The sequence below is a fragment of the Barnesiella sp. B2-R-119 genome, from assembly GCF_023656675.1.
Classification (GTDB): domain Bacteria; phylum Bacteroidota; class Bacteroidia; order Bacteroidales; family Barnesiellaceae; genus Barnesiella; species Barnesiella intestinihominis.
In genome coordinates, this window is the sequence record NZ_JAMOKL010000001.1 from 66,639 (window position 1) to 78,671 (window position 12,033).

At 40.3% G+C, this 12,033-nt stretch carries 10 protein-coding genes; 5 read left to right on the top strand and 5 right to left on the bottom strand.

The window, feature by feature from the left end:
- Nucleotide 1: 1 nt before the first annotated feature.
- The gene (locus NBH06_RS00235; protein WP_250792160.1) at nt 2-3,145 is read right to left on the bottom strand and encodes an efflux RND transporter permease subunit; all 3,144 of its coding nucleotides are present in this window, start codon (nt 3,143-3,145) and stop codon (nt 2-4) included.
- A gap of 9 nt (nt 3,146-3,154) precedes the next feature.
- Nucleotides 3,155-4,255 carry an efflux RND transporter periplasmic adaptor subunit gene (locus NBH06_RS00240; RefSeq protein ID WP_021892234.1) on the bottom strand — a complete coding sequence of 367 codons (1,101 nt, stop codon included), beginning with the start codon at nt 4,253-4,255 and terminating at the stop codon, nt 3,155-3,157.
- 243 nt (nt 4,256-4,498) lie between these two features.
- Between NBH06_RS00240 and NBH06_RS00245 the strand changes: the two genes are divergently transcribed.
- From NBH06_RS00245 to NBH06_RS00255, 3 genes are all read left to right on the top strand, one after another.
- A complete protein-coding gene (locus NBH06_RS00245; RefSeq protein WP_250792162.1) occupies nt 4,499-5,506 on the top strand; it encodes a sensor histidine kinase in 1,008 nt (335 codons plus the stop codon).
- Nucleotides 5,503-6,219: a LytR/AlgR family response regulator transcription factor gene (locus tag NBH06_RS00250; RefSeq protein ID WP_046410424.1), complete on the top strand. Its 717-nt coding sequence runs from the start codon at nt 5,503-5,505 to the stop codon at nt 6,217-6,219. The genes NBH06_RS00245 and NBH06_RS00250 overlap by 4 nt, the downstream gene beginning before the upstream one ends.
- Nucleotides 6,220-6,406: 187 nt before the next feature.
- Nucleotides 6,407-8,272, top strand: a complete 1,866-nt coding sequence (locus NBH06_RS00255; protein WP_250792164.1) for an alpha-L-fucosidase — start codon at nt 6,407-6,409, stop codon at nt 8,270-8,272.
- Between the two features lie 53 nt (nt 8,273-8,325).
- On the opposite strand, the gene NBH06_RS00260 is transcribed toward NBH06_RS00255, so the two are convergent.
- From NBH06_RS00260 to NBH06_RS00270, 3 genes are all read right to left on the bottom strand, one after another.
- The gene (locus tag NBH06_RS00260; RefSeq protein WP_250792165.1) at nt 8,326-9,108 is read right to left on the bottom strand and encodes a Cof-type HAD-IIB family hydrolase; all 783 of its coding nucleotides are present in this window, start codon (nt 9,106-9,108) and stop codon (nt 8,326-8,328) included.
- A 143-nt stretch (nt 9,109-9,251) separates the two neighbouring features.
- Nucleotides 9,252-9,869: a response regulator transcription factor gene (locus NBH06_RS00265; RefSeq protein ID WP_008860693.1), complete on the bottom strand. Its 618-nt coding sequence runs from the start codon at nt 9,867-9,869 to the stop codon at nt 9,252-9,254.
- Nucleotides 9,866-10,561 (bottom strand): hemerythrin domain-containing protein, encoded by a 696-nt coding sequence (locus NBH06_RS00270; RefSeq protein WP_250792166.1) that lies wholly within the window; start codon nt 10,559-10,561, stop codon nt 9,866-9,868. The genes NBH06_RS00265 and NBH06_RS00270 overlap by 4 nt, the downstream gene beginning before the upstream one ends.
- Nucleotides 10,562-10,860: 299 nt before the next feature.
- Between NBH06_RS00270 and NBH06_RS00275 the strand changes: the two genes are divergently transcribed.
- Nucleotides 10,861-11,430: an N-acetylmuramoyl-L-alanine amidase gene (locus NBH06_RS00275; protein WP_250792167.1), complete on the top strand. Its 570-nt coding sequence runs from the start codon at nt 10,861-10,863 to the stop codon at nt 11,428-11,430.
- A 49-nt stretch (nt 11,431-11,479) separates the two neighbouring features.
- Entirely contained in the window at nt 11,480-11,977 is a 498-nt protein-coding gene (locus NBH06_RS00280; protein ID WP_008860696.1) for a hypothetical protein, read from the top strand.
- The last annotated feature ends 56 nt before the right edge of the window (nt 11,978-12,033 follow it).

Sequence of the window (12,033 nt, forward strand, 5' to 3'; positions counted from 1 at the left end):
TTTATTTATTTTCTTCAATTTTGGGTAACTTACGTTCCGGCATTAATCTTTCTTGTAAAGTCTGGAATACGATAAACAACACAGGAACAATAAACAATAAAGCTATCGTACCGATTAACATACCACCGACAGTTCCTACACCGATAGAAATATTCCCGTTAGCTCCTACACCCGACGAAAACATCATAGGTAACATACCGAATATCATGGTAAGCGAAGTCATAAGGATCGGACGTAACCGAACCTGAGCTGCCGAGATTGCCGCTTGGGTAATTGTCATACCATGCCGACGACGTTCCGAAGCATATTCTGTCAACAAAATCGCCGTTTTCGCCAACAATCCTATCAACATGATTAGTCCGGTTTGCAAGTAGATGTTATTTTCCAAGCCAAACATTTTAGCAAACAAGAAACTTCCGGCCAAACCAAAAGGAACGGAAAGAATTACCGCGATGGGAATGAAAAGACTTTCATATAAAGCACACAAAATCAAATAGATAAATACAACACATATCACAAATACCAACGTAGTGGTACTACCCGACGATGCCTCTTCCCTAGACATTCCTCCGAACTCGAATCCGTAGCCTTCGGGAAGTGTCTCTTCCGCGACCTCTCGAACTGCCTGAATAGCTTGTCCCGAGCTGTACCCTGCCGCAGGTGTGCCGTTAACACTAATAGCCAAAAAAAGATTAAAACGAGACAGCGTTTCAGCCCCATACACACGAGTCAGTGTCAAATATTGACTAACCGGGGACATTTCACCATCTGAATTACGGACAAACATATTATTTAATGCTTCCGTATCTAACCGAAATTCCGGTGAAGCCTGCACCATCACTCGATATAATTTCGAGAAACGGTTCATATTCGATGCATAGTTTCCTCCTATATATCCCGACAATACATTCAGCACTTCCGACGGCGATACTCCGTTACGTTTACAGCGGGCAGCATCTACCTCGACCAAATATTGAGGGAACTTAGTATCGAACGAAGTCGTGGCACGTGCGATTTCGGGTCTGGCATTCAAAGCGTCGATCATCTGACGCGTATATTTCAACAAATCCTCAATCGTACCACCCTTTTGATCCTGCACATAAATTTCAAATCCACTGCTTACGCCATAGCCGGGAATCATCGGTTGTGCAAAAGCCATAATCTGTGCCGAAGATATATCGTCTGTACGTTTATATATTTCATTGATAACGGCATTTATTTCATCTTCATCGCCCGTCCGTTCGTCCCAGGGTTTCAAACGAATGATAAACATACCGTTCGATGCCCCTTGACCGCTAATCATACCATTACCTGTCACCTTAGAGAATATACGAACCTGAGGAATATCCTTGATACGCCTGTCGATTTCGTCCATTACAATCTTAGTTTGCTCCAAATTCGTTCCGGGAGAAGTACGTACATCTACAAAAATAGTTCCCATATCCTCCTGCGGCACAAGTCCGGTTTTCGTCGTTTTCATCAAAATAAACAATCCGGCGCCAGCAATTACCAACAATACACCAGCCAACCATTTATGTTTAAACATAAAAAACACTCCTGTTTTATATTTCATCACGATACGATGAAATGCCGTATCAAATGCCATATGGAAACGAGAAGAAAAACTCATTTTGCCTCCTTTTCCAATCACGTGAGGGGTCATAATCAAAGCGCACAATGCCGGACTTAAAGTCAACGCATTGACCATTGAGATCGCTACCGCTACTGCCATAGTGAGACCGAACTGCGTATAAAACGTTCCGGTCGTACCGCCAATGAAACAAACAGGTATAAACACTGCCATGAAAACAAAAGTGGTCGTAATCAAAGCAGATGTTATACCTCCCATTGCATCGACGGTTGCCAAATAGGAAGATTTATATCCCTCATCGAATTTAGCCTGTACAGCCTCGACCACAACTATCGCATCGTCAACCACCGTCCCGATTACCAACACCAGTGCGAACAGAGTCAACATGTTCAGACTAAAACCGGCCGCATAAAGGAAAGCAAACGTACCTATCAGAGAGACAATGATAGAAATAGAAGGTATGAGCGTCGAACGCATACTTTGCAAAAATACATACACAACAAATATCACCAAAAGGATAGCTTCGACCAATGTTTTTATCACGTTCTTGATAGAAGCATCGAGAAAGTCTTTGGAACTCATCAAATCTACCAACTCCATACCCTTAGGCAAAGATTTTGAAATTTCGGCTACGACTTTGTCTACCTCCTCGATAATCGCATTCGCATTCGAACCGGAAGTTTGCGCAATCATGCAGTTAGAGCCAGGATGTCCATTCACCTCTCCAATATAAGTGTAAGTACGGGAACCCAGCTCTATCCGAGCAACATCTTTCAATCTTAACACTTCTCCACTGGCAAGAGACTTGATTACCAAATTTTCATAATCTTTCTCGTCTTCATAACGCCCCCGGTATTTCAATACATATTGAAACATATTTTCCGACTCCGCACCCAAAGTCCCGGTAGGAGCCTCCAAATTTTGTTCATCGAGAACCGTCGTTATATCTGTCGGGACCAACCCGTATTTTGCCATCTTACCCGGATCGAGCCAAATACGCAACGAATAATCGGCTCCCATCACATTCACCTCGCCGACGCCAGCTATACGAGAAAGACGGGGTTCAATATTTATTTTCAAATAGTTGTTCAAGAAACTTTCATCGAATGAATTATCTGGACTATAAAGAGCCAATGCTTTAATATTGCTCGTCTGTCGTTTACGAACCGTAATTCCACTCCGCGTAACCTCGGCAGGCAAAAGCCCCTGGGCACTAGCTATACGATTTTGTACATTGACCATCGCCATATCGGGATCTGTACCCTGACGAAAATAGATTGTAATTCTCGCAGAGCCAGTATTCGTAGATGATGAAACCATGTACATCATATTCTCCACTCCATTGAGAGCTTCTTCCAAAGGTACGACCACACTCTTTTGCACAGTTTCGGCATTAGCCCCTGTGTAACTGGCCGAAACACTAACCGTAGGAGGAGCTATCTCCGGGAATTGTTCTATGGGCAACTGGGAAAGACCTATCAATCCAATAATGAGTATCACGACGGATATAACGCCCGCCAATATGGGGCGATCTATAAATACTTTTATTTTCATGGCAACACGTTATTCTTGGGTCGTCTGACTTTCTATTATCGTTCCCTCTCGTACTAATCCGGCTCCTTCGGCAATAACGACATCTCCCGAATTAAGACCCGATTCTACGATATACTCTGTACCGTTATTCAATTTAAATACCTCGACCGGAGCAGATTTCGCCTTTCCTTCAACAACTTTGTAAACGAATACCCGATTTTGTAACTCATAAGTGGCCGTCTGAGGAATAACGATACAATTTTTTCTTACCGTAGGAATAAGAACCGTCCCGCTTCCACCGTTACGTAACAGTCCATCGGGATTAGAAAAAGAGGCTCGCAAACTGATTGCTCCGGTACTTTCATCGACGGTTCCACTAATGGCATCAATCTTACCCTGTTGTACATAAGCCTTACCATTGCTCAATGTAAGTTCTACGTCAGGCATTTGCGACATCGCCTTTTGCAGAGAACCATATTGTTGAAGCAAGTCGAGAATTTGATTCTCCGACATGGAAAAATAAGCATACACTTCTTGATCGTCAGACACCGATACCAAAGGTTCGGAAATAGTACTACTCACCAAAGCCCCCACCCGATAAGGAATCATACTAGCAACACCGTCTACCGGACTTTTAACCTCTGTATATGAAAGATCGTTACGAGCATTTGTTTCTTGTGCTTTCGCTTGGGCCAAAGCCGCTTCTGCTTCGGCTAATTCATTTTTTGCCGTTTGAAGATCAAATTCAGAAACGACCTGTTCTTTAAAAAGTTCGGCCTTGCTTTCAGCTGAAAGTCGAGCCGTAGCCAACTTGGCTTCGGCACTTTTCACATTAGCCACAGCAGTTTCAAGAGCTGCTTTATAAGGCACTTGATCTATGATAAAAAGTGTTTGTCCCTTATGAACAGCATCACCTTCGTTTATCTTTATTTCGGTAATAATTCCGCTTACTTGCGGACGTACTTCTACAAATTGGCGTCCACGCAGTGTCGCCGTATATCCCGACTTTAAAGTCCTATTTGTCGGTTCTACGGTAATTGTTTTGTACATTGCTGTGCCTTCTCTTCGTTGGGATTCTTTACATGCCGAGAGCATAGACAATACAGCCATAGCAATAATAAATTGTTTCATTTTTACTGTTTTATGTGATGATTATTTAATTTGCGATTAATCTTCGTTACCCCGAAAAGTAATTCTCAAATTTATAAATTATATTGCTACCATATAAACATGTATTGATAAACGACTAAAAAGTGATGCCGAACAGCAAATGATGACAATTGACAAATTCACAAGAAAGCTCTACCTTTGTCATAAAAGAAATTTTTCAACGACTACTCTCTCTTCAATATAAACCGACACATAAATGAAAATATGAGGCAGACTCGTATCAGTACATACATAGACTTACTTTTTTGTTTGGTTATACTACCACTGATTATCATGTTAGTTCCTGTGGAAAAATGGATCATACACCACACCTATTTCATGTTAACATTGATCGTTTACTTATATGCCCTTTATTTTACTTACCGCAAAGCCAACATACCCTCACTTTTTTTAAGACATAAATTCGGACAAGTTTTTTTTCTTATAGCGGCTCTATTGATAATCACATGGGGACTCAGCCAGATACCTATTCCAAAAGACAAGTTTTCCACTTCTTCTCTGGACTTGGGTATACGACAGCACATGCGAACACAAACCGTATGGTTTTTCTTTCTCATCGTCACCGGATTCAGTCTCGCCATAGAACTGACATTCGAACTATTTCGCCAAATTCTATCCAAACAAGAAATCGAAGCAGAAAAGAATAAAGCGGAATTGGCTCTTTACAAGGCACAAATCAATCCTCATTTTCTATTCAATACACTCAATGCATTATATGGTTTGGTATTGACCAAATCCGATAAAACAGAATCGGCATTTATTCAATTCTCCAACATTCTCAAATATATGTATGCACAAACTACATCAGAAACCATTCCCGTTTGTAACGAGATAGATTATATTCGCCAATATGTCGATTTACAAGCTCTCAGACTAAATAAACATACCCACATTTCTTTCGAAACACAAACCGACGATGACCAAGCTCCAATTCCCCCTATGATCCTTATTACATTCGTGGAAAACGCTTTTAAATACGGTACATCTTCCGATATAGATTGCACTGTACTCATCAGAATTATAGTGAAAAACGGACAACTCCTTTTCGAAACAGAAAATACGGTCATGAAAGAAAAAAAGGAAAAGACCCCTGCTATCGGCATCGAAAATTGCCGCAAGCGATTAGAATTGCTCTATCCGGGTCGTTTTAATTTAACGACTGTCCAAGAAAACCGACAATATAAAATCAGACTAACTATTCGACTACAATGAAAAAATTTTCTTGTATAGCTATTGACGACGAACCTCTAGCTTTACTTGTCATCACTCAATTTTGTGAACGGTTTGGAAATTTGGATCTTTCGACATTCAGCGAACCTCGTATTGGGTTGGAAGAGATCAAACGACACAAACCCGATTTGGTTTTCCTCGACATAGAAATGAATAGTATCAACGGACTGGATATCGCTCACGCTCTACCCAGAGAGTGTTGCTTTATATTCACCACTGCACACGCTCAATACGCACTCAACGGATTCGACCTCGATGCCGTAGATTTCCTACACAAACCGTTTGCTTACGAAAGATTTAAAAAAGCTGTCGAGAAAGCCATTCGCAGAATAGAAACAGAAAAAGTCCCCGAGAATATCGTTATCAAACAAGAATATGCCAACGTAACAATTCCCATTAATGACATTCTATATATCGAAGCGATGGAAAACTATACTAAAATTTTCCGGGAAAACGGGGGATACATACTGTCCCGAACAAACATGAAAACGATTCAAGAAATTTTGCCCGAAGAAAATTTTCTCCGCATTCACCGTTCATATATCGTACCTATCGAAAAAATCGAAATGTTTTCCAAGAAAAAAATAAAACTTATTGGGAAAGAAATATTTCTCCCCATAGGAAGACTTTACGCTAATCACATATATGACACACTTATCTCCCGAAATTCCGGGCATATTTTTCCAAACTCATAAGAATACAAGGTAAAATACGGAACGAGGAAATGGAAACTACTATGGAATAAGCGAATGAAATCCGATATTCGATATGCACCTACTAAACGCTCATTATCTTTTGACTTTAAAAAGCATACATTTTACAGGTATTTTATTTTTTGTATAGAATCATTATCTTTGTACGGAAACTAATTATTTATACCCAATGAAAAATACATGTGTTTTTCTCACTATTTGTGCCCTATTCGTAGGTTGTCAGTCAAACAAAAAACAATATTACGAAAAACATCTCGTTTTTCCCGAAGGCTCGACAATCGAACAAAAAGTCGAAATGGCAGCACACCTGACTCCTACACCCCAACAACTAGCATGGCAGCAATTGGAACTGACCGCATTTCTACACTTCGGTATAAACACCTTTACCAATCGGGAATGGGGAGACGGGAAGGAAGATCCCAAACTTTTTAACCCCACTCAGTTAGATGCCGAACAATGGGTAAAAACGCTGAAAGATGCCGGATTTAAAATGGTGATTCTCACAGCCAAACATCATGACGGTTTTTGTTTATGGCCCACTGCTACAACCAGTCACTCGGTCGCTTCATCACCCTGGAAAGAAGGAAAAGGCGATGTAGTCAAAGAGATGAAAGAGGCTTGCGACAAATATGGTATCAAATTCGGTGTTTACCTATCTCCGTGGGACAGAAATGCATCTTGCTACGGAAACTCGCCCGAATACAATAAATTTTTCATCGAACAACTTACCGAGTTACTCTCAAACTACGGCGAAATACACGAAGTTTGGTTCGACGGGGCTTGCGGTGAAGGTCCTAATGGTAAAAAACAAGAATATGACTGGGACTCGATCCTTAAAACCATACGAGAATTGCAACCCCAAGCTGTCACAGCCATTATGGGCGATGACGTGAGATGGGTAGGAAACGAAAAAGGATATGGGCGGGAAACCGAATGGAGCGCAACAGCCCTCATTCCGAGTAGTTACTCCCGTTCAGACAGCGTTTGTAATGCAATAGGTATATCCCATTTATCCAAAGACCTCGGCAGTCGAGCCCTTTTAGAACAAGCGACCGAATTATTTTGGTACCCGTCGGAAGTCGATGTATCGATTCGTCCGGGCTGGTTCTATCATCGGGAAGAAGACGATAAGGTAAAATCGCTTTCTACATTGGTGGACATCTATTTCAAATCGGTAGGATACAATTCTGTTTTACTGCTCAATATTCCTCCCGACACAAGGGGGTTGATTCATGAAAACGACACCAAACGGCTTCAAGAACTGGCTCAATATATAAGCCATACATTTGCAACCGATTATGGAAAAACTTCTCACGAAAAAATTACCGGGAAAGAGGGCGATTCCTTCGAGATAAATATAACGGCTACGACTCCCGTGAATACACTCTTACTGCAAGAGGATATACAGAACGGGCAACGAATTGAAGCATTTACCGTAGAGGCTTCGATAAACGGAGTATGGGAAAAAATCTCCGAAGGCACAACAATAGGATATAAACGACTGGTGAGATTCGACGATGTTATCGCCGACAAATTAAGAGTGACTATTAATCGGACAAGAGCCGATTTCTCCATATTACGAACCGGAATATTCTATGCAAACCCTATTATAGAAAAATCAGAAGAAGCACAAAATTCGGTTTTCACTCCCCAAGAGTGTCTTATCGGAGATAAAGAAGCAGTAGAAGCTATTGACAAAAAAATCGAGACTGCTATTTACAGCGACGGTCTTTCTCCTATCCTCATCGATCTCGGAAAAATACGAAGCATAAAAGGGTTCTGTTACACACCGGTACAAGAAGGGAATACCGATGGGACTATTTTCCACTATAATTTGTATCAAAGTAACGACGGAAAAGAATGGAAAGGCATTATACTTAACGGTGAATTCAGCAACATAAAGAACAATCCTATTCCTCAATTCGTCACATTCGGGAAAGTCTTGGAAACAAGATACTTGAAATTAGAACCCATCGAAGAGATAAACGGAAACCAAAAGACCTCTATCGCTGAGTTTAGTGTGGTAATACCGTAAAAACAACCGATCATATATAGAAAACCGCCCGATTTTATATTATCGGGCGGTTTTTATATTACATGAAAATACTCCAAAGCTCGTTTTATACCATCGTCATCGACAGTAGTTGTCACATAATCGGCTACCTTTTTTAGCGAATCTCCGGCATTACCCATAGCGACACCAATACCCGCGACTTTCAACATATTGGTATCGTTTCCTCCATCGCCAAACGCCATTACTTCGCTTATGGAAAAACCACAATATTTTGCAACCGATTTCACCCCCTCTCCTTTATCTACTCCCTTAGCGGTTACATCGGCAAAAGCAGGATACCACCGACTGGACTCACAAGAAGATAAACAAGGCATAATCTCTGCCTCTTCCTCGGCTGTAATAATCGGTGTCATCTGTATAATGCGTTGTTGCAAAAGAGCACTCAAAGAGATATTACCGGAGATATCGTTCAAATCGAGAAACCGATGGAAAAATTCTTCGATTTCCCGAGTCGTGTTATAGACCAGAGCTGCCGATTCTCCCACCAATATACACGGGAATTTCCGCTCATCGGAAAATTTCATCATTGCACAAACATCTTCTTTGGGAATTGTATGGCAAGCGATTACCTTATCTCCGACCAATATATAAGCACCATTCGTAGTAATATATCCATCAATAAGGCTTTTGATATCATCGAGATTATTGATATAAGTCAAAGGTCGTCCCGTAGAGATAAAGATTTTCAATCCTTTCTTTTTAGCTTTCTCCAACGATTCTACCGTAGAACGAGGAATACGATGAGTATGAAAACTCACAAGCGTACCGTCAATATCGAAAAACAGGGCTTTAATCATTCTTTCTTTTTTATAATGCAAAGATAGTCGAAACAAATTTACATCATACCAACTTCCTACCATTTATCACCATGAAAAAATCCGCCTAACCAATAGGCGGATTTTCCCAAAAACAACATCAAATAACTTATATAACGAAGTAATCACTCCTCACGGCTATAAATAGAATCTTTTATATCATTGATATCCACAAATTTATTCACTATGGCATAGATCGTCAATCCAGCCGGACTATGTATTTGCAATTTCCCTGCGATGTTTCTCCTATGGGTTATGACTGTATGGGCAGACAAACACAATTTTTCAGCGATCTGCTTATTGGTCATTCCTTTCACAACGCCTATAATAATCTCTTTTTCTCTCTCGGTGAGCGGTTCTTGTCGTTCTTCTTTTTCAGAAGAAGTCTGCACCATCGATTCAAACGTTTCCTTAATCTGCTCTGCCGAATCGTACACCGAGATGACTCCATCATACATTTTTAAAACCGAAGCATCTGCCAAAGAATGCTGTAAAGCAATGCATTTCAATGAGAGACCTTCAAGGCTCTTCTTAAATTGTATAATAGACGATATACCTGCCAATCCCGGATCTATAATCAATATATCTGGCCTACGCCACGACAATAATGCTGGGAGCTGCTGCATATCGGCAACTTCGGCCGCTTCGATATTGAGAGTCGACAGTTTTTTCAACACAGTCAATAATCCCTTACGGATAATCAATGAAGGTTCTGCTATGACGACTTTTAATACAGGCTTCATTTTTTTCTTTCTATATTATATTCCAGCGTTTGAATGACCGGAATAAAAAGATAATCCTCTATATAATTATGCGAAGCTAAATCTTGTTCGCATGTAAATATATCGAACAACACGCTATTCAGCTCATTACTACTCGATGCCGGATAATATTTTATCAATATATTTTTCAGTTCGGTCAATTTCGCTTCAACTTGATCGTGTCGTTTTCGAAATATCGCAATATTGTACATATCGGGCTTTACACCTGCCAATAAAGAGTTTACATAAGGAAAAACAGTACTCTCTTCATACCGCATATGTTTCTGAACCTCGGCTACATACTCGTCGAAAAACCGAAGAATTGCAATAGAAATATCTTTCTCTCCTCCATCTATCGCATTCAGTAGATTACAACGAATAGCCGGTAATCTGAAATTCAGAAAATAGTCGTGAGAATTATGTAAATACTCCAATAAAGCCCCGGCAGATATAACATTTTTATAGTCATCAACATCACCCTCGTCTAACAATAAATTAACTACGGCCAAAAATGTTTCGGTATGTACACCATTTTCCCGACAAACCTCCCCGATACTTTTATCGCCGAAACCCAACGCGATGCCGAAACGGCTCATGACTAACAACACAGGGTAATTGTCACAAACCAAATCGCTCATTCGGTTATTCTGATTATATGCTCCGAGTTTATACATATTTTTTTCTTTTACTTTTTTGTATCATTGAAATACAAATATAACCAAAGGTGAGCGCAAAGGCAAACGGAAACCTCATTTCCGATTTGACTCTGCCGAACCGCATCCTATATTCTACAAATATAGCGAAATATCATTGTTTCGACATGACAAAGGAACAGCATTCCCAAGAGTTATACAATCCCCTTTTTAGGTGAAATAAGTACTTTGCCATACCTAATTGTTGTTACTGTATATCATTATGCCATAAATATAAACATCTAGCCCCCTAAATTTGTCCACCCAAATAAAATCGAACTATGGTAAAAATTCTTTTAGACAACGGGCACGGATACGATACACCGGGAAAGAGGTCTCCTATATGGCCCGACGGTAGTCAACTATTCGAATGGGAGTTTAACCGCGACATCGTATCCCGAATAGAAATTCTATTGAAAAAGGCCGGTATCTCTTGTGTCCGACTAGTACCCGAAAAAGAAGATATTTCTTTATCGGAACGCTGCAAACGGGCCAATACGATCGCCAAACAAAGTGATTGTTTACTTATCTCTATCCATGCGAATGCTGGTGGAGGAAGCGGTGGAGAAATGTTTACCTATTCAGGTAGTCACAAAAGCAAATCATACGCCGAAATATTTCAAGACCTCTGGAAAAATCATTTTCCCGAACTTCGTTTTCGAGGTTGTAAAGAAGAGAATTTCTGTATATTAAGAGAATCTGTTTGCCCCGCGCTCCTCACCGAAAACCTTTTTATGGATAACTACGCAGATTGCAAAATACTTCTATCGGAATGCGGACGAGAAAAAATAGCCCGTTGGCACGCAGAATCTATTCAAACAATTTTGAGGCGATTTTATCAACTCGGGTAAACTTTTTATTGCTTCGACATGTTATAGGGAAAAACCAATATATAACGATATGAAAAAATTTGTTTTTACATTATTCGCCGTGGCAGCTCTTATCGCTTGCCAGTCAAACAATAAACAAAATCAGATGACCGGCGAAGGCGAAGCCGTAGAAATCGTAGGAACCGATTCGACCGGACTGGTAGATGTATTCGCTTATGAAGGTACAGTACCGACAGCTTCTGGGAAAAAAGACAGTATGGACTACTTGGTAATCATTACCCAAAAGATAGACAGTGTCAATGGCGTATACCAAATGACAACAACCTATATAACAGCCGATGGGAAAAGCGGGAAAAAAATAAACAGTAAAGGGAAAAAGCTATCACATAAAGGGACTAAAAAAGATAAAGCAGCCAAAGTTTACAAGCTAGTCCCCGACAGCGGATCGAATCAAACCGTCAATTTGTGGGTAGAAAGCGATACAACGGTCGTTATTCTTGACGACCAAATGAATACCCCTGCTAAACCAGAGCATTACAGATTAAAAACCGTTAAGAATAAAAAGTAAAATACGATGTTTTAGGCTTATAGAGAAGAAGGAATGAAGTTTATTATTTGTAAAAC